At 68.2% G+C, this 23,031-nt stretch carries 24 protein-coding genes; 16 read left to right on the top strand and 8 right to left on the bottom strand.

The window, feature by feature from the left end:
* Nucleotides 1-6: 6 nt before the first annotated feature.
* The 3 genes from BCM27_RS17460 (at nucleotide 7) to BCM27_RS17450 (ending at nucleotide 3,655) form a co-directional block, all read left to right on the top strand.
* Nucleotides 7-1,080, top strand: coding sequence for an ABC transporter substrate-binding protein (locus BCM27_RS17460; protein WP_004022574.1), 1,074 nt, complete (start codon nucleotides 7-9; stop codon nucleotides 1,078-1,080).
* A gap of 32 nt (nucleotides 1,081-1,112) precedes the next feature.
* Nucleotides 1,113-2,207, top strand: coding sequence for an LLM class flavin-dependent oxidoreductase (locus tag BCM27_RS17455; RefSeq protein ID WP_004022573.1), 1,095 nt, complete (start codon nucleotides 1,113-1,115; stop codon nucleotides 2,205-2,207).
* A 155-nt stretch (nucleotides 2,208-2,362) separates the two neighbouring features.
* Nucleotides 2,363-3,655, top strand: coding sequence for a cation:proton antiporter (locus tag BCM27_RS17450; RefSeq protein ID WP_004022572.1), 1,293 nt, complete (start codon nucleotides 2,363-2,365; stop codon nucleotides 3,653-3,655).
* Here the strand turns inward: BCM27_RS17450 and BCM27_RS17445 are convergent.
* From BCM27_RS17445 to BCM27_RS25505, 3 genes are all read right to left on the bottom strand, one after another.
* A complete protein-coding gene (locus tag BCM27_RS17445) occupies nucleotides 3,609-4,655 on the bottom strand; it encodes a PHP domain-containing protein (RefSeq protein ID WP_004022571.1) in 1,047 nt (348 codons plus the stop codon). The two genes, BCM27_RS17450 and BCM27_RS17445, sit on opposite strands and share 47 nt — an antisense overlap.
* Nucleotides 4,656-4,745: 90 nt before the next feature.
* Nucleotides 4,746-5,090, bottom strand: coding sequence for a histone-like nucleoid-structuring protein Lsr2 (locus tag BCM27_RS17440; protein ID WP_004022570.1), 345 nt, complete (start codon nucleotides 5,088-5,090; stop codon nucleotides 4,746-4,748).
* 190 nt (nucleotides 5,091-5,280) lie between these two features.
* Complete coding sequence (locus BCM27_RS25505) at nucleotides 5,281-5,982, bottom strand: hypothetical protein (RefSeq protein WP_239450614.1); 702 nt, start codon at nucleotides 5,980-5,982, stop codon at nucleotides 5,281-5,283.
* 196 nt (nucleotides 5,983-6,178) lie between these two features.
* Here BCM27_RS25505 and trhO point away from each other — a divergent pair, with 196 nt between their 5' ends.
* The 6 genes from trhO (at nucleotide 6,179) to BCM27_RS17400 (ending at nucleotide 11,740) form a co-directional block, all read left to right on the top strand.
* A complete protein-coding gene (gene trhO, locus BCM27_RS17425) occupies nucleotides 6,179-7,039 on the top strand; it encodes an oxygen-dependent tRNA uridine(34) hydroxylase TrhO (protein WP_004022568.1) in 861 nt (286 codons plus the stop codon).
* Nucleotides 7,036-8,094, top strand: coding sequence for a CobW family GTP-binding protein (locus tag BCM27_RS17420; RefSeq protein ID WP_004022567.1), 1,059 nt, complete (start codon nucleotides 7,036-7,038; stop codon nucleotides 8,092-8,094). Before trhO ends, BCM27_RS17420 begins: the two co-directional genes overlap by 4 nt.
* Before the next feature lie 212 nt (nucleotides 8,095-8,306).
* Nucleotides 8,307-9,329, top strand: a complete 1,023-nt coding sequence (locus BCM27_RS17415) for an N-acetylmuramoyl-L-alanine amidase (RefSeq protein ID WP_004022566.1) — start codon at nucleotides 8,307-8,309, stop codon at nucleotides 9,327-9,329.
* Nucleotides 9,330-9,417: 88 nt separating this feature from the next.
* The gene (locus BCM27_RS17410) at nucleotides 9,418-10,341 is read left to right on the top strand and encodes an SDR family oxidoreductase (RefSeq protein WP_004022565.1); all 924 of its coding nucleotides are present in this window, start codon (nucleotides 9,418-9,420) and stop codon (nucleotides 10,339-10,341) included.
* Nucleotides 10,338-11,135, top strand: a complete 798-nt coding sequence (locus tag BCM27_RS17405; RefSeq protein WP_004022564.1) for a fructosamine kinase family protein — start codon at nucleotides 10,338-10,340, stop codon at nucleotides 11,133-11,135. Before BCM27_RS17410 ends, BCM27_RS17405 begins: the two co-directional genes overlap by 4 nt.
* A gap of 35 nt (nucleotides 11,136-11,170) precedes the next feature.
* A complete protein-coding gene (locus BCM27_RS17400; protein ID WP_033205737.1) occupies nucleotides 11,171-11,740 on the top strand; it encodes a nucleosidase in 570 nt (189 codons plus the stop codon).
* 4 nt (nucleotides 11,741-11,744) lie between these two features.
* On the opposite strand, the gene BCM27_RS17395 is transcribed toward BCM27_RS17400, so the two are convergent.
* The 4 genes from BCM27_RS17395 to BCM27_RS17380 all read right to left on the bottom strand — a co-directional run bounded on the left by BCM27_RS17395 (nucleotide 11,745) and on the right by BCM27_RS17380 (nucleotide 16,231).
* Nucleotides 11,745-12,659 (bottom strand): DUF6542 domain-containing protein, encoded by a 915-nt coding sequence (locus BCM27_RS17395; RefSeq protein WP_004022562.1) that lies wholly within the window; start codon nucleotides 12,657-12,659, stop codon nucleotides 11,745-11,747.
* Between the two features lie 4 nt (nucleotides 12,660-12,663).
* Nucleotides 12,664-13,914 carry a DNA recombination protein RmuC gene (locus BCM27_RS17390; protein ID WP_033205767.1) on the bottom strand — a complete coding sequence of 417 codons (1,251 nt, stop codon included), beginning with the start codon at nucleotides 13,912-13,914 and terminating at the stop codon, nucleotides 12,664-12,666.
* A gap of 57 nt (nucleotides 13,915-13,971) precedes the next feature.
* Entirely contained in the window at nucleotides 13,972-14,598 is a 627-nt protein-coding gene (locus tag BCM27_RS17385; protein ID WP_004022560.1) for a methylated-DNA--[protein]-cysteine S-methyltransferase, read from the bottom strand.
* A gap of 76 nt (nucleotides 14,599-14,674) precedes the next feature.
* Complete coding sequence (locus tag BCM27_RS17380; protein WP_004022559.1) at nucleotides 14,675-16,231, bottom strand: DNA-3-methyladenine glycosylase 2 family protein; 1,557 nt, start codon at nucleotides 16,229-16,231, stop codon at nucleotides 14,675-14,677.
* Nucleotides 16,232-16,350: 119 nt separating this feature from the next.
* Between BCM27_RS17380 and BCM27_RS17375 the strand changes: the two genes are divergently transcribed.
* The 5 genes from BCM27_RS17375 (at nucleotide 16,351) to BCM27_RS17355 (ending at nucleotide 20,282) form a co-directional block, all read left to right on the top strand.
* Complete coding sequence (locus BCM27_RS17375) at nucleotides 16,351-16,695, top strand: hypothetical protein (protein WP_172622065.1); 345 nt, start codon at nucleotides 16,351-16,353, stop codon at nucleotides 16,693-16,695.
* Nucleotides 16,696-16,791: 96 nt separating this feature from the next.
* Nucleotides 16,792-18,090 (top strand): AI-2E family transporter, encoded by a 1,299-nt coding sequence (locus BCM27_RS17370; RefSeq protein WP_004022557.1) that lies wholly within the window; start codon nucleotides 16,792-16,794, stop codon nucleotides 18,088-18,090.
* A gap of 57 nt (nucleotides 18,091-18,147) precedes the next feature.
* The gene (gene ychF, locus BCM27_RS17365) at nucleotides 18,148-19,227 is read left to right on the top strand and encodes a redox-regulated ATPase YchF (protein ID WP_004022556.1); all 1,080 of its coding nucleotides are present in this window, start codon (nucleotides 18,148-18,150) and stop codon (nucleotides 19,225-19,227) included.
* 7 nt (nucleotides 19,228-19,234) lie between these two features.
* Nucleotides 19,235-19,726 carry a peptide-methionine (S)-S-oxide reductase gene (locus tag BCM27_RS17360; protein WP_004022554.1) on the top strand — a complete coding sequence of 164 codons (492 nt, stop codon included), beginning with the start codon at nucleotides 19,235-19,237 and terminating at the stop codon, nucleotides 19,724-19,726.
* Nucleotides 19,727-19,844: 118 nt separating this feature from the next.
* Complete coding sequence (locus BCM27_RS17355) at nucleotides 19,845-20,282, top strand: VOC family protein (RefSeq protein ID WP_033205734.1); 438 nt, start codon at nucleotides 19,845-19,847, stop codon at nucleotides 20,280-20,282.
* 1 nt (nucleotide 20,283) lies between these two features.
* Here BCM27_RS17355 and BCM27_RS17350 read toward each other — a convergent pair whose 3' ends face one another.
* A complete protein-coding gene (locus BCM27_RS17350) occupies nucleotides 20,284-21,642 on the bottom strand; it encodes a S1C family serine protease (protein WP_004022552.1) in 1,359 nt (452 codons plus the stop codon).
* A 328-nt stretch (nucleotides 21,643-21,970) separates the two neighbouring features.
* Here BCM27_RS17350 and BCM27_RS17345 point away from each other — a divergent pair, with 328 nt between their 5' ends.
* Both BCM27_RS17345 and BCM27_RS17340 read left to right on the top strand, forming a co-directional pair.
* Nucleotides 21,971-22,423 carry a GNAT family N-acetyltransferase gene (locus BCM27_RS17345; RefSeq protein ID WP_004022551.1) on the top strand — a complete coding sequence of 151 codons (453 nt, stop codon included), beginning with the start codon at nucleotides 21,971-21,973 and terminating at the stop codon, nucleotides 22,421-22,423.
* A 22-nt stretch (nucleotides 22,424-22,445) separates the two neighbouring features.
* Nucleotides 22,446-22,994 carry a putative immunity protein gene (locus BCM27_RS17340; RefSeq protein WP_004022550.1) on the top strand — a complete coding sequence of 183 codons (549 nt, stop codon included), beginning with the start codon at nucleotides 22,446-22,448 and terminating at the stop codon, nucleotides 22,992-22,994.
* Nucleotides 22,995-23,031: the final 37 nt, after the last annotated feature.

Below are 23,031 nucleotides of genomic sequence, written 5' to 3'. Positions count from 1 at the left end.
CCCTCGATGACCAACGACCCTGCCCTCGTGCGTTCCGCCCGTCCCCGACGACGCCGTGTGTTCGCCGCCGTGCTGGCCACCGCCGCCCTGACCATGGGCCTCGCAGGATGTGTCCAACGCGAGGACAACGCCGAATCGATCGCGAACGAGACGGTCGACGTCGCCTCGCTGCAGGACCTCACTCTGCGTGTCGGAGACCAAAAGGGCGGCACCGAAGCCCTGCTGCGTGCCTCGGGCGAGCTCGAGAAGCTCCCGTTCACCGTCGAATTCTCCACGTTCACCTCCGGCCCACCGCAGATCGAGGCCGCGACGGCGGGCAAGATCGACTTCGCCGTCACCGGGAACACGCCGCCCATCTTCGGCGCAGCGGCGAACGCGAAGGTCAAGATCGTCACCGGGTACGCGAACAACGCCAGCGGCGACGCGATCCTGATCCCGGGCAACTCACCCCTGGCCTCGGTCGCCGACCTCAAGGGCAAGAAGGTCGCCGTGGCGAAGGGCAGCTCGGCACATGGACATCTGTTGCTGCAACTGAACAAGGTCAACCTGACCCTCGGGCCCGGCAAGGACGTCGAACCGGTGTTCCTGCAGCCTGCGGATGCGTTGTCGGCGTTCACTTCCGGCAGCGTCGACGCGTGGGCGATCTGGGATCCGTACACCGCGATCGTGCAGCTCGAGAACACTCCGAAGACGCTCGTCACCGCCGAGGGCGTCTCCAACGGCTTCGGCTTCGGTATCGCCGGTGACGAGGCGCTCGCCGACCCGCGTCGCAACACCGCGATCCGAGAACTCGCGACCGGCATCGCGCGCGCCGCGAACTGGGCGAAGGCGAACCCGGATGCCTGGGCCGAGCAGTACTCCGCCGAGGTCGGGATCGATCCGCGGGCAGGCAAGGTCGCGCAGGGCCGCAGCCTGCGGCCCGCCATCGCACTCGACGACAGCGTCGTGGCGTCGCAGCAGAAACTCGCCGACGCCTTCGCCGACTCCGGTCAGCTGCAGGGACAGGTCGATTTCGCGTCATTCGTCGACAACCGCTACGACGAATCGCTGGCACCGCTGTTCGGTACGCCTCAGTCCTAGACCCGCCCATCCATCCGCAGGAAGGGATCTTCGTGAGTCATTTCCACTGGTTTCTGCCGACCGCAGGCGACAGCCGCGGAATCGTCGGCGCCTCGCACGCATCAGCGACCAAACGGCATCCCCCGGGTTACCGGGCGCCGGAACTGCCTTATCTGATCGACGTCGCACGCACCGCCGACCGGCTCGGCTACGAGAGTGTCCTGACCCCGACCGGAACCTGGTGCGAGGACGCGTGGCTCACCACCGCCGCCGCGATCACGCACACCGAGCAACTGAAGTTCCTCGTGGCGTTCCGGCCCGGGCTGATCTCGCCGACCCTCGCGGCGCAGCAGACCGCGACGCTCCAACGGTTCTCGGGCGGACGGGTTGCGGTCAACATCGTGACCGGCGGCGACGAGGTGGAGCAACGACGATTCGGTGACTGGGTCGACCACGATCGCCGCTATGCGCGCACCGACGAGTTCCTGCAGATCGTCGAGCGGCTCTGGTCCGGCGAGACAGTCGATTTCGACGGTGAGTTCTATCAGATAGCCGGGGCGTTCCTGCCCGATCCGCCGGTGGTCAAGCCGCAGATCTTCTTCGGCGGCTCGTCGGATCCGGCGCTGACGGTCGCCGCGTCACGGGCCGAGGTCTATCTCACGTGGGGCGAACCGCCTGCGGTGGCGGGGGAGAAGATCGCGGAAGTGGCGCGCCGCGCGTCGGCCGTCGGCCGGTCGCTGGAATACGGTGTGCGACTTCACGTCATCGCACGCGAGACCTCCGCGGAGGCGTGGCGCGTAGCCGACACCCTGCTGCAGGGGATCTCCGACGAGGAGATCGCGACGGCCTTCGCCCTGCACTCGGGCTCGGACTCGACCGGTCAGCGACGAATGGCCGAACTGCACGGCGGACGGCGCGACGCCCTCGAGATCCATCCCGGTCTGTGGGCGGGTGTCGGCCTCATCCGCGGAGGAGCCGGCACTGCACTCGTGGGCAGCTACGACGAGGTCGCGGCGCTCATCGGCGAGTACGAATCCGAAGGGTTCGCACACTTCATCCTGTCGGGCTATCCGCACATCGAAGAGGCGCACTGGTTCGCCGAAGGTGTGCTGCCGGTGATCCGGGATCGCGTCGGTGCCCTGAGCTGACGTCGCTCCGCTCCCGGCGCCCGTCGCACCTGGGCCCGCTCGCTCCGCTCCCGGCGCCCGTCGACACCTGGGCCCGCTCGCTCCGCTCCCGGCGCCCGTCGACACCTGGGCCCGCTCGCTCCGCTCCCGGCGCCCGTCGTGCCACCATGTCATCCATGACACCGGCGGAGACCCTGCTCGTCGACACGGCATCGAGTGGTCCTGTGCTCGTTCTCGCGGAGTCCGGGGACTCCGCGACCTCGGTGACCGTGTCGCTGTTCTGGATCGCGCTCGTGGCGGTGATCTCGCCGCTCCTGTCCCGGATGTCGCGCGGATATGTGCCCGACGCCGTGCTGCTGCTCGGATCCGGCATCCTCATCGGCCCGCATGCACTCGACGTGGCCTCGCAGGACGGCATCGACGTGTTGAGCCAGTTGGGGCTTGGCATGCTCTTCCTGCTCGCCGGATACGAGCTCGACCCGAAGCTGCTGGGCGGCCGGACCGGCCGGATCGCGCAGCTCTCCTGGCTGGTCAGTCTCTTGATTGCGCTGGCCGCCGTGACGCTGGTTGCGGTGACCCTGGCGCTGGGCCTCGGCGAGACAGGCTTCACCGCCCACGTCGCGGTGGCCATCGCCCTGTCGTCCACCGCTCTGGGAACGCTGCTGCCGATCCTCAAACAAGCCGGACTCGAACGGACCCGGTTGGGGCGGGCGGTGATGGCACACGGGGCTGTCGGGGAGTTGGGGCCGGTGGTGGCCATGTCGCTGTTGCTGACGAGCCGCAGCATCGGCGCGGCGGTGGTCGTACTCCTGCTGTTCGCGATCGCGGCGCTACTGATATCGGCTGCGCCACAGCGGATTCTGGCGCGCGTGCCGGGCATCGGCGCCGCCATTCGCGAGGCCGCCGGGGGCACAGTGCAGTTGCCCGTCCGAGTGGTCGTGCTGTTGCTGGTCTCGCTGATGACGGTGGCCTCCGTCTTCGACCTCGACGTCGTGTTGGGTGCCTTCGCCGCGGGACTCATCCTGCGTCGCCTCATCGGTCCGGAACACCCGCAGGTGGGCACGTCGCTGGAGGTCATCGGCTTCGGGATTCTGATCCCGATCTTCTTCGTCACCTCGGGGATGAACATCGATGTCTCGGCGGTGGCGTCGGAACCGGGCCTGTGGGTGGTGCTCATCCTCGCCATCGCGATCGCGCGGGGCGGACCCGTGTGGGCCGGCGCCGGGCGGCTCGACGACGGCTACTTCCTCCGTAGGCCCCGTGAGCGGACCCAGTTGGCGTTCTTCGCGGCGACCGGCCTGCCGATCATCGTCGCGGTGACCCAGGTCGCCGTGTCGTCGGAGCTGATGTCCGATGAACTCGCGTCGATTCTCGTGGCTGCCGGAGCGACGACAGTGCTGCTGTTCCCGCTGATCGCCCGGCTCATCGGGCGAGCCACTCCGACAGCCGCTCCGACGACCACGTCGTGACGATCCGGTCCGGGTCGATACCGTGCGCCGCGGCGCGGCGTGCGCCCAGGATCTTGAAGTCGAGCTGTCCGGGCGCGTGTGCGTCCGAGTCGATCGCGAACAGGCAGCCGGCGTCCCGCGCGATCTCGATCAACTCGTCGGGCGGGTCGACCCGTTCGGGACGGGAATTGATCTCGACGACGGTGTCGTTGGCGGCACACGCGGCGAACACGGCCTCGGCATCGAAGGTCGAGGGCGGTCGATGGCCTCGACCGCTCAGCACCCGGCGTCCCGTGCAGTGACCGAGGACGTGCACGCGTGGATCGGAGACCGCGGCGACCAACCGGGAGGTCATCGCGGCGTGCGCCATCCGCAGGTTGGAATGCACCGATGCGGTCACGACGTCGAGCCGCGAGATCATCTCGTCGGTCTGATCGAGCGCGCCGTCGTCGAGGATGTCGATCTCGATCCCACGGAAGAGGCGAAAACTGGTGGCGTGAGCGGAATTCCAGGCATCGATCGCCTCGATCTGGGAGGCGAGGCGTTCTGCGCTCAGCCCGTTCGCGATCGTGAGGCGGGGCGAATGGTCGGTGATGGCGAGCCAGTCGTGACCCGAGGCCTCTGCGGCGGCGGCCATCTCGTCGATCGGCGCCCCGCCGTCGCTCCAGTCGGTATGGGCGTGCAGGTCACCGACCACGGCCTCGACGAGACCGGCGGCGTCGTCGGGGGCGGTGGGCGGGTCCTCGCTCTGCAGCCGCGCCAGGTACCCAGGCAGCTCGCCGGCGGCGGCCTCGCTGATGACGGCCGCAGTGGTCTTGCCGATGCCCTTGATCGCGGTCAGGGTGCCGGCGGCGGCTCGCGCCTGCATCTCAGACGGATCGAGTCCGGCCGCTGCCTGTCCGGCGCGGCGGAAGGCCTCGACGCGGTAGGTGCTCTCGCGACGACGCTCGAGCAGCCACGAGATGCGTTCGAGTGCACCAACCGGGTCGACCGGGGCCGACAGCGGGGTGAAGGACCTCATCGTGAACAGTCCTCCCGACGCCGACTGCCCGGCTCGCGAAGTGCGGCCGGGCAGTGGGTCTCGTGTTCGGTGACGGTCAGGTCTGACCGGTCAGTGTGCGGCTTCGAAGGCCTCGATGATGCTCTGCGGGATACGACCGCGATCGCTGAGTTCGTAACCTTCTTTGATGGCCCATTCGCGGATCGCTTTGGTGGTCTCCTTGTTGCGGCCGCCCCCGGTCGCCGCCGAGGCCGTCGTCGCGCGCTTGGTCACACGACCGGTCTGACGGGAGATGTCGAGGTACTTCGACAGCGAATCGCGGAATTGCTGCGCATGCTTCGACGATGTGTCGAACTCATAGTTCTTTCCGTCGAGCGACCACCGGACGGTTTCGTACTGATCCAGTACCTTGCCGTCGAGATCGTCGATGACCTGAACGATTTCCTTTTTCGCCATGAAACGCTTGTCCCCTCGAATTGTGTCATCCGACCAAGACGGACGCGCGAGGCCTGAAACCTGCGTCCCCCCGTTTTGATCTATTCCAACTGTGCACAGCTTAGACTCAAACCATGAGCACTTGCTGAGAACCCCCGCCTAGACCATAAATCATTGAATAGCATTAGGGAAGTCGAGACACGGCCGATTGTTAACGGGTCGGCTCGGTGCTGGTGGTCGGACCCGGGTTACGCGGAGTGGCGGTCCGGTTCGATGTCGGTGTGGTCACGGTCGTGGAGTCCGCCCCAGCGGTCCGGCGGGACGATTCGTCCGATTCCTCGGGGGATACGCTCACCAGCGATTCAGGTGCCCGATCTGCTGCATAGATCGTTTGGTAACCGTTCGGTGTGATTGCGAATCCCGATTTAGATCTGGATTCGAGACAAAACATCCCCGCGGTCTCAACGAGGCAAGAAAAGCGGGATATAGAAATGGTCCGGCCGAAGTCGACAATCGAACTCCGATAGAGAACGGGATATCGATTGGCACATGCTCCGCGCTGCGGGCCGTCCGGTCCGAGGATGGCGAGATCCCGCTCCCAGTCGCAGGCCGCGGGGACGGACGAGGGAGGTCGCGCGGGGGAGTCGTCGCCCTGCTCGTCGTCGATCCGGCAGGCGAGCGTCGACGTGCCGTTGGTGCCGGTGGAGCAATTCACCGCGCGGTCCGGTGTCGAGAAATGGAAGCCGGACGAATCCTGCAGTGGTGAATCCTCGGTCACCGAGCCCTGATGGAAACGCGAATTGTCGACGCGTGGGGCCATGGCGATCACTCGCCCGATTGTCCACTCGGGCAGATTCTGCGCCGAGTCCTCTCCGGTTGTCGACGTCGTCGACGAGGACTCTGTCTCGGTCACCGTCGACAACTCGTCGGTGGGCGGAATGACGATTCGAGAGGGGCCCGACTCGGACGGCAATGAGCACCCGGCGAGGGCGGCCGAAACGGACAGCGTCCCGATTGCCGCGGTTGCGCAGATCACGCGCAGGAATCGGTGATCGCGAGACCCCGATGTGGATTCGGGGCGGGGTCGCCGATTTCCGTACCCTTGCACTGTGCCGACCCCCAAGATCGTTCTGTTCTACGTCTTCGTCCCGCTGCCCGATCCCGAGGCCATCCGGTTGTGGCAGCTGGCGGTGTGCGAGTCGCTCGGGGTCCGGGGCAGGATCATCGTGTCACGCCACGGGATCAACAGCACCGTCGGTGGCGACATCGCCGCGGTCAAACGCTACGTCAGGACGACCCGCGCGTACCCCGGGTTCGCCGGAGCGGACATCAAGTGGTCCGACGGCACCGGTCGGGACTTCCCGAAGCTGAGCGTGCGCGTCCGCCCGGAGATCGTGACCTTCGGGGTCCCCGACGAGATCGAGGTCGATGAGAACGGCGTGGTCGACACCGGGACCCGATTGACTCCGGAGCAGGTGCACGAGCTCGTGGACGCCCGCGGTGACGACGTGGTCTTCTTCGACGGTCGCAACGAGATCGAGGCGCAGGTCGGTCGGTTTGCCGGCGCGGTCACCACCAAGGCGCGCACCACCCGGGACTTCGTGCCGCTGATCGAGAGCGGTGCCTTCGATCACCTCAAGGACCGCCCGATCGTCACCTACTGCACGGGCGGGGTTCGCTGCGAGGTCCTCTCCACGGTCATGCGGCACCGCGGCTTCTCCGAGGTCTATCAACTCGACGGCGGAATCGTGCGATATGGCGAGCGCTACGGTGACGACGGGCTGTGGCAGGGGTCGCTGTACGTCTTCGACGACCGGATGGGCGTGCAGTTCTCCGACCGTGCTCAGGTGCTCGGCCGGTGCGTCGACTGTGGCCGTCCGACGAGCAACGTCGCGAACCATCCGGATCGGGACGGACGCGACCTCGCCGTCATCTGCCCGGACTGCCTGGGACCCGAAGCCCACCGATGAGCACCGTGAGGACTTCCGATCGTCGCGGTCCGGTCCCGGTCGTGGTGGTGGCCGGATATCTCGGCTCGGGCAAGACGACGCTGCTCAACCATCTGCTGCGGTCCGCCGGGGCCACCGGCACGCGCCTCGGCGTACTGGTCAACGACTTCGGCAAGGTCAACATCGACGCCCTGCTGGTCTCGGCGCAGGCCGACGGCACGGTGAGCCTGGGCAACGGGTGCATGTGCTGCACCGTCGACGCCGATGGCCTCGCCGACGCATTGACCTCGTTGGTCCGGCCGAGCGTGGGGATCGATGCCATCGTCATCGAGGCGAGCGGGATCGCCGAACCCAAAGCGCTCATCCGGATGGTGACGTCGGTCGCCGACGCGCGACTCCGCTACGGCGGACTGGTGTACGTCGTCGACGCGGCACACATCGAAGCGGTGCGCCGCACGCACCCGGAGCTGGACGCGCACGTCTCGATCGCCGATCTCGTCCTCGTCAACAAGGTCGACCTGATCTCGGATGACACCCGACACGCCGTCGAAGAGCTTGTCGCACAGCTCAATGCGACCGCCCCGCGGGTGGCGACCCGCAATGCGGCGATCGATCCGGAGCTGCTGTTCGACCTCGCCCGACGGGAGGTCGAACAGGCCGGCCCCGGCCAGTTGACCCTCGACGAGCTGTTGCTGGAGGAGGGTGGTCACGACCATCACGAGCACCTGCACGCGGCATACGAGTCGGTGTCGTTCTCCAGCGACCGGCCGATGGACCCACGTCGCCTCGCCCGATTCCTCGAACGACCGCCGGATGGTTGTTTCCGGATCAAGGGAATCGTCCATTTCGATGTGCCGCGGCACCGACAGCGGTTCGTCGTACATGGTGTGGGCGGATTCGTCCGGGTGCTGCGCGAACCGTGGGGAGACCGTCGCCCGGTCACCGAGCTGGTCACGATCGGGCGTGGGCTCGACGTGGCGGCCGTGCGTGCCGAACTCGACGCCGCCCTCGCCCGCCCGGCGGACGCTGCAGACGAGAACGGCATCCTCGGGGTCTTACGGCACCTGGCGGACTGAACGTCGCCGACCGACCGCGCCACGCCGGACACGCCGATCGCAGAAGTCACATCTCCCTAACGAAATCCAGTTGTGCCAGGACGACCATTTCGGATTCCCGGGTTCATTTGTTTCACTGTTAAGTCTGTGACCAGTGTGACCAGTGGTACTCAACGGGAGGGAGTGAGGCAAGTGACCTGCGCACCCAGCGTGCGTCGCGGCCTCGACAGAACATGTTCCGAAAGACGACAACACGACGCCTGACCTCGATCGCGTTCGCGGTGGTCGCGGCCACCTCGACGGTGGTGGCGTCGAACCTGTTCGCGCCCACGGCCGACGCGGCCCCCGCCCGGGGCACGGCCCTCGCGGGCAAGACGGTCTTCCTCGACCCGGGTCATCAGGCCTCGGCGGCCGGCCACGACCTGAAGGCGCAGGTTCCCGATGGGCGTGGCGGCAAGAAGGACTGTCAGACCAGCGGCGCCACCGGGGTGAACGGCGCCAGGGAGCACACCGTCAACTGGCAGATCGGCCAGCTCGTCAAAGCCGGTCTCGAGAGCCAGGGGGCACGCGTGGTCCTCAGCCGCCCGGATGACACCGGGTGGGGCGGTTGCGTGGACGAACGCGCGGCCGCAGCCAGTCGGTCCGGTGCCGCGGTCGCGGTCAGCCTGCACGCCGATTCGACGGCGCGTGGAGCCGACGAGTCCAAGAAGGGCTTTCACATGATCGTGCCCTCGCTGCCGGTCCCGGACGCCACCGTCGATCGTGTGCAGTCCGGCGAAGGACGCAAGGCCTCCACGACGATGCGGGACGCCTTCGTCAAGGCCGGGTTCCCGTCGGCCAACTACGCCGGCGTGCGCGACGGCATCCAGACCCGTTCCGACATCGCGGCGGTGAACCTGACCAAGGTGCCTGCGGTGTTCATCGAGATGGGCAATCTCGCCAATCCGGGGGAGGCGAAGGCCCTCGCCGGGCGTGACGGTCAGGTCAAGTACGCCATGGCCATCACCGACGGCATCCTGAACTACGTCAACGGGAACGCCGCGACCGGAGCCGGGCCGGCGCCGTCGACACCCACCGACGACGCGAGTGGCCTGTCCTCGATCATCCCGTTCGTCGAGCAACTCCTCGCCACCGAAGATCCCGAAGCCGTGGCGCGCCTCCTGATGACGCAGGGCCAAGACGTGTCCGCTCAGGTGCTCAAGGCGATGCTGACCATCGTCTACGGACTGTTCGACGGGAAGCTGCCGATCGGCTGAGTGCGTGTGGTCGGCTGACAGATGGGGCCTGACCTGCTGATCCGCCGATCGGCGCAGCTGGGCCGCGGCGGACGGCTAACCTCGCGTCATGGGTATCAAAGAGCTGCTGTTCATGGACACCCCGGTGCCGTCGCTGCGCGGCCGCAAGGTACTCATCACCGGTGCCGCGAGCGGAATCGGCAGGGCCACCGCCCAGGCCGCCGCGGCCCGGGGTGCCGAACTGGTGCTGACCGACCTCCACGCCGACCAGCTCGACGAGGTCGTCGCGGGCATCACCGCGGCCGATGGAACTGTTCTCTATCACGTCGCGGGCGATGTCTCGGACTTCGACTGGGTGGCCGGGTTCGCTCGGCAGGTCGACGCCGAGGTCGGGGTGATGGACGTGGTGATGAACATCGCCGGCATCTCGGCCTGGGGGACGGTGGAGAACCTGGAACACCGCCACTGGCGCACATTGGTCGACGTCAACCTGATGGGGCCGATTCACATCATCGAAAGCTTTGTGCCGCAGATGATCCGACGCGGCCGCGGCGGCCACATCGTCAACGTGTCGTCAGCAGCCGGTCTGTTGGCGCTGCCGTGGCACGCCGCCTACAGCGCCAGCAAATTCGGTCTGCGCGGGGTGTCGGAGGTGCTGCGATTCGATCTGCGGCGCCACGGTATCGGGGTGTCGCTGGTGTGCCCGGGTGGCGTCGACACGCCCCTCGTGGACTCCGTCGAGATCGTCGGTGTCGACCGCGAGAATCCGCGGATCAAGGCCGCCATCAACGGCTTTCACAAGGTCGCGGTGTCGCCGGATGTCGCGGCAGCCGCGATCCTGAAGGGCGTCCGCAAGAACCGCTTCCTGGTCTACACCTCGTTCGACATCCGCTTCGGATACTGGTGGGCGCGAAAGTTCGCGCTGCCCTATGAGATAGCGATGCGGGTGGCCAACGACCGCTTCGACCGGCTCGCCCGGGTGAGCGCGCGGAGCCTCGAGGCGAGGGCAGCCGACGAGCACTCGCCCCGGTGAGTCCCACCTTCGTCAAGACGCTGCGCGACAGCGGCCCGCCGGGCGGCCATCCCGACTTCTTCGCGGCCGAGGCCGCAGGCCTGCGCTGGCTTCGTGACGCGGGTGCTCCTGTCGTACAGGTGATCTCGCTCGAGGAACACGCCATCGAGCTGGAGCGTCTCGAGTTCGGCCGGCCGACCCCCGCGGCTGCACGCGACTTCGGGGCCGCGCTCGCTCGGATGCACGACGCCGGGGCCGCGCATTTCGGTTCTCCGCCTGCTGGTCCGGACGGTACGCCGTTCTCCGGTCAGTTGTTCATCGGGAGGCGGCCGCTGAGTTCGGTCGAGTACCGGTCCTGGGGCGAGTTCTACGCGCATGAACGGGTGGAACCGTATCTCGTGCCCGCCCGCGAGGCCGGCAACCTCACCGCCGCCGACGAGGACGCGGTCCGTGACGCATGCGCACTGATCGCCGACGGCGTGTTCGACGACGACGAGGGGCCGGCGCGGATCCACGGCGACCTCTGGAACGGCAACGTGATGTGGACTCCCGCGGGTGTCGTGATGATCGATCCGGCCGCGCACGGCGGTCATCGGGAGACCGACCTCGCGATGCTCGCGCTCTTCGGCTGTCCGCACCTCAATGCGATCGTCGACGGGTACCAGGACGTTCACCCGCTCGTCGCCGGTAGGACGGACCGCGTCGCCGTCCATCAACTGCATCCGCTCGCCGTGCACGCTGCCGGGCACGGCCCTGGATACGGGTCGTCGCTGGGGCGGGCGGCGCGGGCGGCCTCGGCGCTCGCGCGTGGTTGACGCGCGCGATAATCGTCCGCGTGACTCCCAACGGAATGCCCCGACAAGGTGTCCTCGTCGTCTCCGCGACGCGGGCCGAGGCCAGACATGTGCCGCCCGGTACGCGGGTGCTCGTGACCGGTATCGGCAAGGTGCGGGCGACGCTGTCGCTGAGCCGGGAACTCGCCGGCGGGGCCCCGGTCACGGAGGTCGTCAACATCGGCACGGCCGGTGCGCTGCGGGACGGTGTCACCGGCGACGCCGAACTGGGCCTCTTCCTGCCGTCGACGGTACTCGAGCACGACATCAGCAGCACCGAGCTACGGGCGATGGGCTATGAGATGACCGACCGCTGGGACCTCCCCGACGGCGACGGCACCGTGCTCGCCTCCGGCGACACCTTCGTGGCCGATCCGGTTCGTCGCCGGGAACTGGCGGAGCACGCGCATCTCGTCGACATGGAGGGCTGCGCGGTCGCGCATGTGAGCGCCGAATTCGGGGTGCCCTGCCGCCTGGTCAAGGCGGTCACCGACAATGCCGACGAGGGTGCGATGGAGTGGCCCGCACTCGTCGATGCCGCGGCACGGCGTCTGGGTCGGTGGCTGGAACTGAACTTGGTGAGCTGAGGGTTCAGGACCGGGTGTCGGCGACTCCGGCCGGTGGGATGTCGGTCGCCGATTCGTAGGTCGGGATGTCGGAGCGGCGCGGGGTGGCCGGCGCGGCGTCCGACGGGGTGAGGTCGGGGGCCCCGAGATCGGCCACCGTCGGCCGTTGGCCGCCCGGCGTGGAACGGGACCCACCCGCCGAGCGCGAGGTCGGCGACGGCCGGTCCGAAGCGACGTTGGTCCGTGGCCTCGGTCGGCTTCCAGGTGACTGCGTCTTCGCTGCCTGCGTCTTCGGTGCAGGCCTCGAAGTAGGAGATATCGCCGAGGGGGTCGACGCCGACGGGGCATCCGCGGCCGATTCGGAGGTTCCACCGCCCTTGGCCCGGCGATGCGACGTCGCGCGGCCTCGCTGACGGTCGGTGCTGCTGTCGGCTGTGGCCCTGCTCGCCGGGTTGCGGCCCGACTTGTCGCGGTTCGGGGTCCCGCCCTTCCCGGACTTGCCCGGGTCGCGGGTGAGGAACCACCGGGCGAGCACAAGGGCCAGCGTCGTGAGGAAGGTCGTCAACATCCACGGGAAGTCTGCGGCGATGGGGAGCAGGACGTTGAAGATCAGGCTCTTCAAACCTGACGACGCCTGCTCGGAATTGATGCCGTAGAGGGTGACGATACTGACGAAGAACGCGATGAGCGGCGGCTGCGCGGCGGCGGTGAACAGTGCTCGGCGGCGGACGGCCAGAGCGGCGATCACGCAGCCGACGAGGTAACAGAACTTGTAGATCGACCCGAGCGAATCGTTGCTGCCGGCGTCGATCGCCGCACCGAGGGCCGTGATCCCGGTACCCAGGAGAACGGCGCCCCACCACGGCACACCGCGGACCGCGGGCAGTACCGACTGCTGGTCCAGAGGTACCGCGGTTTGGAGACGTTGCGGGGAAGACACATGGTCACGGTACCGGTTTGTCGATGGATTTCGTTCCACCCCCGGGCCGTGGCGTCGGTGCCGGCTCCGGCGTCGTCCCAGGTGTGACCCTCGATCCTGTGGCCCGGCAGGTGTCGTGGATCACGGGCGGCTGCGGCGCCTCGGGGACGTCGCCGAGAGCATCGAGTTCGGCCAGCCGCCTCGCGGTCACGCCCAGTCGGCTGTCCACCGAACCGATCGTCGCGTTGTAGGCGTCGACCGTGCGCTGGAGTGACGTCCCGAGCGAGCCGAGATGACCGAGGACACCGGCGAGCCGCTGGTGCAGTTGCAGGCCGAGGTCATGGATGACCGCGGCGTCGCGCGCCATCGCATCGTGTCGCCAGCCGAGCGCGACCGTCCGCAGCAGGGCGATGAGTGTGGTCGGGGTGGCGATGACCACGTTCCGGGCGAACCCGAATTCGAGCAGATCCGGATCGGTGCGCGCCGCGGCTTCGAGAACGACGTCACCGGGTAGGAACAGCACCACCATCTCGGGCGTGTTGTCGAAAGCGGACCAATAGGACTTCGCCGACAGGCGTGCGATGTGCGCGCGCAGTGAGCGGGCGTGCTCGCCGATGAGCTTGTCGCGTGCGGACGAGTCGCCGGCCTCGGCCGCTCGCAGGTATGCGTCGAGGGGCACCTTGGCGTCGACGATGATGTCGCGGCCGCCGGCGAGGTGGACGACGAGGTCCGGCCGCAGTGTGTTGCCGGTGCGGCCTCCCGAGCCGTTGGAGGCGGAGGTGTCCGGAACCGACACCTGTGTGCTGAAGTCGCAGTGCTTGGTCATCCCGGCGAGCTCGACCACGCGCTCGAGCTGGACCTCGCCCCACCGGCCGCGGGCGTGCGGACTGTGCAACGCGTTGGCGAGCTGCCGGGTCTGGTCGTTCAGCGCGATCGATGCCGAGTGGATTCCGCGGACCTGCTCGGTCAGGCCCGCGTAGGCGCCGATCCGGTTGTTCTCGACCCGGCGCAGTTCGTCGGCGAGCTGCGCCAGGTTGACGCGCAGCGGCTCGACGATGTGGGCGACCGAACTGCTGATCGCCGACGACTGCCGCCGGGCCGCGTCCTCGGTGGCCCACGACAGCGAGGACGCGACATCCTCGCGGCCGGCGCGCAGCATCTCGACCTCGGCGCGGGCGGCCGCCACGGTGGCGGCGCTGCGGGCGGCGTGCGCCCACCAGCCCAGCGCGATCCCCAGGGCGAGTCCGACGACGAGGGCGAGCGCAGCAGCAGTCATGACGCCGATGGTGTCGGACACCCCCGACAAGTTCGGCTGGCCTGACGGCCGCGGGCGTCACCGCCCGGGAGCGGCGTCCTGGGTGCCGGCCTCGAAATCGAGCAGCCATTGCTTGATCGGCAGGCCGTACCGGAAACCGCCGAGGGAGCCGTCGCTGCGCTTCACCCGGTGGCACGGCACGAAGAGCGCGGCCGCATTGCGCGCGCAGGCCGCCGCCGCGGCCCGCACCGCCGCCGGTTGGCCGGCCAGTTCGGCGAAGCGGGTGTAGGTGACGGGATGCCCGGCCTCGACCGTGCGCAAGGCGTCCCAGGCCGGGCCCAGGAAGACGCCGCCGGAGCGTTGCACGACGGGAATGCCGGCCGGCGCGGTGAGATCTCCGGCGTAGTAGGCCGACACCGCGTCGGTGATCGCGCCCAGCGCGGCCGACGGCTGGATCGATTCCGGTCGTAGAGCCCGGTGGACGAGTGCCGTCAGGTAGGCGGGGTCGTCGGTCCAGCCCGAGGCCAGCACGTTGTGGTCGCGGTCGGCGACGACGGTGAACGGACCGTTCGGCGTGGCGACGGTGGCATGGCCGGCGATTGTGGTGGTGGGACCCGATGTCTCGGCAACAGAGGACTCGGTGTCGATGATTTCGGGGCCGGCGGTGCCGCGGGGGGTGTCGGAGGTGGTGGTCGGTGTGGACATGTCGCTCCTGAGGGTTCGGTGGGGCGGAGATCGGTACAGGGACGGAGAGGGGAGTCGGTCGTCGGATGTCTGCTCGTCACACGATCTGCCCGGCGGCGTCGAGTCGGTGCCGCCACAGATGCATGGTCGCGTACGAGCGCCAGGGTGCCCAGTGATCGGTCGTGCGCAGATCGATCCCGAGGTCGGCGGCTGCTCGGACGACGACGAGATCGTTCGTGAGCAGGACGTCGGGATCGCCGGTGACTCGCATCGTGACGATGTCGGCGGTCCAGGGGCCGATGCCGGGCAGTTCGAGAAGCTGGGCACGAAGATCAGACGCATCGACCCCCACATGCGGTTCCACTCGCTTGTCGGCGAGTGCCCCGGCGACACCGATCACGGCGTCGACCCGCCGCCTCGGTCCGCGCAGGACCTCGTGTCCGCGGGCAGCGATCACGCTCGGCGTCGGGAAGGATTTCGACGGCGGCTCGCCATCTGCCGTCGAAGCGTCGCCGGGCGCAGGGCCGAACCAGTCGCCGACGGGTTCACCGAGTACATCGACGAGCCGGTCGATCTGGTTGCGGGCGGCGGCGAGGCTGACCTGTTGACCGAGCATGGTGCGGATGACCGTCTCGGCCGGGTCGAGACTGCCGGGCGCCCGGAGCCCGGGAGCGCGTTCGAGCAGTGGTCGCATCGTGTCGTCCGCGGCGAGCGCGTCCTGCGCGGCGGTGATGTCGGCGTCGAGGTCGAGCAGACGACGAATCCGGTTGACCGCGACACCCAGATCGCGCATGTCGAGTCCACGGAGCGCCACCACGGCATGGTCGTCCCGCGGCTCCACTTCTGCCGAGGCGATGCCGTGCGGCAGCGTGAGAATTCGACGGTAGCGCCAGCCATGGGGGCTGTCCGGGTCGTCGACGACGGACTCGACGCCCGCGGCGGCGTGCGCGTCGAGGAACCACCGCATCCACGGCCAGCGGTACGGTGCGCGGAACGGCAGTCGTAGGGTGACGCTCCCGGGCGCGGAATCGGTGCCGTTCGGCGTGTTCTTGCGACGGGGAAGTCGGCGGAGTTCGGTGGGGGTGAGCCCGAAGACCGCGCGGACGGTGTCGTTGAACTGACGAACGCTGGCGAATCCGGCGGCGAAGGCGATGTCGGTCATCGGCATCGTCGTGCATTGGATGAGCACCCGCGCGTTGGTGGCCCGATGCGCCCGGGCGAGGGCGAGCGGCCCGGCGCCCAGATGCCGGGTCAGCACGCGGGTGATATGCCGGGGCGAGTACCGCAGGCGCGTGGCGAGTCCGTCGACTCCCTCGCGTTCGACGACCCCGTCGGCGATGAGCCGCATCGCGCGAGCGGACATGTCGGCGTTGATGTTCCATAGTGGAGACCCGGGTACGGCATCGGGCGCGCACCGTCGGCAGGCACGGAAGCCCTGCTGCTGGGCCGCTGCGGCGGTGAGCACGAATCCGACGTTGGCGGGCCGGGGTGTCTGGGCCGGGCACGACGGACGGCAGTAGATACCGGTGGTGCGGACCGTGACGAAGAACTGTCCGTCGAAGCGGGCGTCGCGGGCCTGCACCGCGCGGTAACACCGGTCGAAGTCCGGCGCGGTTCCCGCGGTGTCGGCGTCGGTTGCGATGCGTGTGGTCACCGGTCCACTGTGTCACCCGGCGGCGGCGGGGTCTGGCGGGAATCGGACACGGCGACGGCCGTCCCACTGAGCGGGCGAAAAGTGTGATCTGGGTTACATGTGTGTGGCACCATGGCGCCATGACGACCCGGTTCGATGGCCGCCGACGAAGCCGGCACGACGACCTCCCGCTCGCCGGACTCCCCGCCTGGGGTCTGGAGATGATGATGGGCCTGTACGGCCCCGAGACGATCAGGCGTGTCTGCGCCGAAGAGGCCGAACTCGGGGTCGTGGCCCCGCCGGACGAGCCGCCTTCCCGGGTCACCGCGCCCACACTTTCCCCGGCCGACACCGACCGGTCGCGATCGGGAGCCGGTTCCGACGGACGCGGGGACGAGCCGGTCGTCTTCAATCAGGTCGACGCGGAACTCGAGGCGATCAACTCCCTCATCCGCTATCTCGGGCGAAAGCTCCGTCGCCACTGATCCGTCGCCGCAGATCTCGTCGGCGGTCCGGTCGCGTTCGGCCGGCCGTCGCCGCGTCGATGTCGCTTTGTCACCGCGATGTGTGAGGATCCTCGGGTGACCGACAGCTCGGACGATCAGCGCGCGGACGGCACGTCCGCCGACGCGACACAGGAGACCAGCAAGCTCGGTGCCGATGCCGTCCTCGGCGGCGATGCGGTGCTCGGCGGCGGCAAGAAGTCGTATCCGACGCGACTGCAGGTGATGATGACCGGCCTGCGCTCGTGCGCGACCGTGGGGCTCCAGATCGTGCTCGTCGCCGCGGCGTTGTGGGTGCTGTTCTGGTTGCTGGCGAAGTTCTGGGTGATCCTGCTACCCATTCTGTTGGCGATCATCGCGTGCACCATCCTGTGGCCGCCGGTGCGATGGATGCGCAACCACGGGATACCGGCCGCCGCCGCGTCGCTCCTGATGATGCTGATCGGGCTCGGTGTGCTCGGCGGCGTGATCGGCCTGATCGTGCCGTCGGTCGTCGATCAGGCCCCCGAACTCGCGAGTCGCGCGACCGACGGCGTCCGGCACCTGCAGGACTGGGTGCAGGGTCCGCCGCTCAACGTCGACGACAAGCAACTCGACAACATGGTCAACACGATCACCGGGCGGCTCCAGTCCAGCGCATCGGTCATCGCGGCAGGCGTGTTCAGCGGCGTCGGGACGGCCACCTCGGTCCTCATCACGATGTTCACCTCGCTCGTGCTGGTGTTCTTCTTCCTCAAGGACGGCCCGAAGTTCGTGCCGTGGCTCGGTCGCACCGTCGGCCGCCCGTCGGGCAACCACCTCGGCGAGGTCCTGACCCGCATGTGGAACAGCCTGGGCGGCTTCATCCGGACGCAGGCGATCGTCAGCTTCGTCGATGCCGCACTCATCGGCCTGGGCCTGTTCATCCTGGGCGTGCCGCTCGCCGGCGTACTGGTGGTCATCACCTTCCTCGGTGGTTTCATCCCCATCGTCGGCGCATTCGTCGCCGGTGCCCTGGCCGTGCTGATCGCCTTGGTGTCGAACGGTCTGACCACCGCGCTCATCGTGCTCGGCATCATCCTCGCGGTGCAGCAACTCGAGGGGAACGTGCTGCAGCCGTGGCTGCAGGCCAAGTCCATGGACCTGCACGCGGTGATCGTGCTCTTGTCGGTCACCCTCGGCGGCACGCTCTTCGGCATCACCGGGGCCTTCCTCGCGGTGCCCGCGGTGGCCTCTCTGGCCGTCGTCCTGCGTTATCTGAACGAGCAGATCGCAGAGCGCGCCGGTGAGTCGCTGCCGCCGCCGAACACCCCGGTGACGACCCAGGTCGGGGTTCCCGACAAGGACCCGCCGGAGGACAAACCAAACCCGGTGAAGGGGTTGCTCGACCGCGACTGACCTGCTTGACCGACGCCCCGCCGGACGCTGCGCCCGCTGCCGATAGACTGGGCGCCCGTGAGTCTCACCCTGGGAATCGTCGGTCTGCCCAACGTCGGTAAGTCGACCCTGTTCAATGCCCTGACCCGTAACGACGTCCTCGCCGCGAACTATCCGTTCGCGACCATCGAGCCCAACGTCGGCGTGGTCGAACTGCCCGATCGCCGGCTCGATCGGCTCTCGGAGATCTTCGGCAGCGAGCGGATCCTGCCTGCCACGGTGTCCTTCGTCGACATCGCCGGCATCGTGAAGGGCGCATCGGAGGGCGAGGGCATGGGCAACCAGTTCCTGGCCAACATCCGTGAGGCCGACGCCATCTGCCAGGTGGTCCGGGTGTTCGACGACGGCGACGTCGTCCACGTCGACGGTCGTGTCGACCCCTTCGCCGACATCGAGGTCATCGAGACCGAGCTGATCCTGGCCGACATGCAGACCCTGGAGAAGGCCATCCCGCGCCTGGAGAAGGACGCACGCAAGAACAAGGAGCTCGCCGCGACCCTGGAGGCCGCCAAGAAGGCGCAGGAATTGCTCGACAGCGGCAAAACACTGTTCTCTCAGAGCAATTCGTTTGATCTGTCATCGGTGCGCGAGCTGCATCTGATGACCGCGAAGCCGTTCCTCTACGTCTTCAACTCCGACGAGGGAGTGCTGACCGACGACGCGAAGAAGGCCGAGCTGCGTGCCGCCGTCGCACCCGCCGACGCGGTGTTCCTCGACGCGAAGGTGGAGAGTGAGCTCCTGGAGCTCGACGAGGAGGACGCCCAGGAACTGCTCGACTCCATCGGGCAGGACGAGCCGGGCCTGACGTCGTTGGCGCGCGCCGGTTTCCACACCCTGGGCTTGCAGACCTACCTCACGGCCGGACCCAAGGAGTCCCGCGCCTGGACCATCCACCAGGGCGACACCGCGCCCAAGGCGGCGGGCGTGATCCACACCGACTTCGAAAAGGGCTTCATCAAGGCCGAGATCGTGTCGTTCGACGACCTCGACGCCGCCGGATCGATGGCCGCGGCCAAGTCCGCGGGCAAGGTGCGCATGGAGGGCAAGGACTACGTCATGAAGGATGGCGACGTCGTCGAGTTCCGGTTCAACGTCTGATCGGGCGATGACGTCTGTCGCGCCGAACGAGGAGATCTACCTCGCCGGCGGCTGTCTGTGGGGCGTGCAGGCGTTTCTCGCGACGCTGCCGGGGGTGACGTTCACCGAGGCCGGTCGGGCCAACGGCAGCAGCGCGTCCCTCGACGGCGAGTACGACGGGTACGCCGAATGTGTGCGGACCCGATTCGATCCGGCCGTCGTGAGTACCGAGCAACTGGTGGCGTACCTCTTCGAGATCATCGACCCGTACAGCCTGAACAGGCAGGGGCCTGATGTCGGCGAGAAGTACCGCACCGGCGTGTATTCCGACGACCCGGTTCATCTCGAGCGGGCGCGACAGTTCATCGGTGCTCGGGACAACGCTGATCGCATCGCCGTCGAGGTGCTCCCGCTGACGAACTATGTGCGCAGTGCCGACGAGCACCAGGATCGGCTCGCGCGGTTCCCGGGGAGCTCGTGCCACCTTCCGCCGGAGCTGTTGACGAAGTACCGGGCCTGACGAAACGACCGCCAGACCTCAACTCGACTGCCAGACCTCGATCGAAGTCTGGCAGTCGAGTTGACGTCTGGCGGTCGCGGCCACGCTCAGCGTCGAGGTCCGGCGTAGCGTGACGGTCATGCCCATCTCACTCGAGAACGTTGCCATCGCGGTGCGGGACCTCGACGCCGCGATCGCCTTCTTCACCGACCTCGGTCTCGAGGTCATCGGCCGGGACACCGTCAGCGGGGAGTGGACCGACACCGCCGTCGGGCTCGACGGCAATCACGCGAAGATCGCCATGCTGCAGACCCCGGACGGGCACGGGCGCCTCGAGCTCTTCGAGTACATACATCCGGAGGCCGTCGAGACCCGGCCCACCCAGCCCAACGACATCGGGATGCATCGCGTCGCGTTCTCGGTCGACGACATCGACGCGGCTCTCGAAGTGGCGGCGCGGCACGGGTGTCATCCGTTGCGCGGCGTCGCCACCTACGAGGACCTGTACAAACTCACCTACGTGCGCGGCCCGAGCGACATAATCGTCATGCTCGCCCAGCAACTCTCGCCGAGCTGACTCACGGGTTCTGGCCGAAGGGGTTGCCGCCGAACGGCAGTGGGGAGCCGCCCGATCCGCTGCCGGACTCCGGGACTGTCGTCTCCTGCTCGTCGACGGCGCTGCCCAGCTTCACCTCGACCGTGCGGGCATCGGAGCCCGAACCGATGGTCACCGGCACCGTCTCACCGGGCTTGTGGGTGAGGATCTGCGCCATCAGGTCGGCGTAGTCGGCGACGGCGGTGTCCCCGATCTTCGTGATGACGTCGCCCTGCCGGATGCCTGCCGCCGCGGCCGGGCCGCCACGCTGCACCGACGAGACCGACGCGCCCTCGGTCCGATCGCCGGCCGACAGCGAACCCGACACGCCCAGTACCGGTTTGGTCGCCTTGCCGTCCTGCAACAGCTGATTGGCGATGCGCTTGGCGGTGTTGATCGGGATGGCGAAGCCCAGCCCGAAGGACTGCGGTCCGCCGCTCGCGGCCTGACCGGTGTCCACGGCCGAGTTCACCGCGATCACCTGCCCCTGCAGATTCACCAGTGGCCCACCGGAATTGCCCGGGTTGATCGGGGTGTCGGTCTGCAGACCGTTGTACACGGTGAGCGACGAACCGCTCTGGTCTCCGGCGGTCACCGTGCGCGACAGTGCACTGACGATGCCGGACGTCACCGTGTTGGACAGGCTGTCGGGGCTGCCGACGGCCACCACCTGCTGGCCCACCTTCAGCGCGTCGGAGTCGCCGAGTGCCGCCGGGGTCAGTCCCGACGCGCCCTGCAGCTTGATCACGGCCAGGTCGTACGACGGGGACGTTCCGGTCACCGTGGCGTTGTGCTGATGTCCGTCTCCGGTGGTGACGACGATGGTGCTCCCGGAGCCGGCGCCGGCGACGACGTGATGGTTGGTCAGGACGTAGCCGTCGGGGGAGAGAACGACCCCGCTGCCCACGGCCGTGCCGTTCGCGGTCTGCACCTTGATGTCCGCGGTCGACTTCGATGCCACGCTCGCGGCGTAGGTCACCGAACCGGGTTGTGCGTCAGCAGCATTGGCCGCCGCGGCCGGTTGCGAGCTGAGGACCGGAACGGACGCGGCGTCGTGCCCGAGCAGCGCACTGCCGCCCATGCCGACGGCGCCACCGAGCAACCCGGCCAGCAGCGCGGTGACGATGATCGGTTTGGTCACCCCGGCACGGGGTCGCGACACCGGCGGCATCGGCGGAGGCGGCAGCGGCGAGGTTGCCTGCTGGTTCATCATCCACGGCCCGGGCGGATGCGCCGATCCGTGCGGTGGCACAAATGGTTCGGTGATCGGATCATGGCCGTCGGGGTTCTGGGGCATGGGGGTCTGGGGCGTGTTCACGGCACCACGATGCCCGGACCTCATGTGAACAGAGCTACAGATATCCTGCGGATTTCCTGACAAGGTGGACGCGGACTCTCAGCAGTTTCTGACCTGCGCACAGCGTGTCTCCGGCGGGGCTGCGCGGGAAAGTCGTTGTCGTCCGAATGCGGGTGCGCGGTAATGTGACCCGTCGACCCGCCGACACCCGACGCAGACCATCGAGGGCAGTGACATTTCCATCGACCACGCGATCATCGCGGATCTCGACGATGCCGCCGGCACTCTCGCTGCCGCTTTCGACGCCTATCCCTGGACCCGATGGTCCATTCCCGAGGACGGTTATCCGGAACGGTTGCACCGACTTCAACGGATGTATCTGGGGTATGCCTTCGACCACGGCGTCGTGCTGGTCACCACGGATCGGCGGGGTGTGATCGCCTTGCTACCCCCGGACGTGCCGGAGCCGGACGGCCGGTTCCAGACAGAAGTGGCCGGCCTGCACGGCGACCGGTTGGCCGCGGTCGCGCGGGCGCAGACCCCCGCGTTCCCGGCCGGCGCATGGAACCTGGCGACCCTCGGTGTCCACCCGGACAGCCAGGGCAAGGGTCTGGGGAGCTCTCTGGTCCGCGCCGGGCTTGCCATGGTCGACGGCAGGACCCCTCCGGGTGCGCGAGTCGCGCTGGAGACCTCCGACGACCGCAATGTGATGATCTACGAACGCGTCGGGTTCGTCGTCACCGCAACGACTCCGGTCGACATGGGCCTCGTCGTGCATTCGATGCTCCGCGATCCGGGTATCGACGGGTCGTCCACGACCGGGTGAGGACGCTGCTAGCCTTCGCCCGATGGCAGACTTCGAGTTGACCGACGACGACCTGCGCGTCGTCGTCGGCTATGCCACGCAGTGGGCTGCAGAAGTGTTGCCGGTCTTCGAGCGAGCGCAGCCCGATGACGATCGGCCGCGCGCAGCCATCGAGGCGGCGCAGGAATTTGCCTGCGGCGCACGGAGATCCGCGCTGCAGCGGAGTTCGCCGTTTGCGGCGCATCGGGCGGCGAAGGATGCGCCGTTGGAGGTCGCGCGACTGGCCGCACAGGCCGCCGGCGACGCCTCGGCGGCCGCCTATCTGCACCCGATCGCCAAAGCGCACCAGGTCAGGCACATCTTGCGGGCTGCGGCGAATCGGGCTCTCGTCGCCGAACTCGAGAGCGGGGGCGACCCCGTCGTCGGGAGCGAGATGATCGAGATCGTGTGCAGCCGCACGCCACCCGAACTCGTGGACGTCCTGCGCAGATATCCGAAACCCGGTCGTGGCGCGTCGCGCGTCGGCGTTCTGATGGCCGATCTCGACAGGCGGTTGCGTGAGTCGCACCCACGCACCGACTGGGACGCCTGACTGAGACGACCGGCCGATCGGTGATGTTCAAATGGTC

It is taken from the genome of Gordonia terrae (genome assembly GCF_001698225.1).
Lineage (GTDB): Bacteria > Actinomycetota > Actinomycetes > Mycobacteriales > Mycobacteriaceae > Gordonia > Gordonia terrae.
This window is presented reverse-complemented; position numbering and strand designations above follow the sequence as displayed.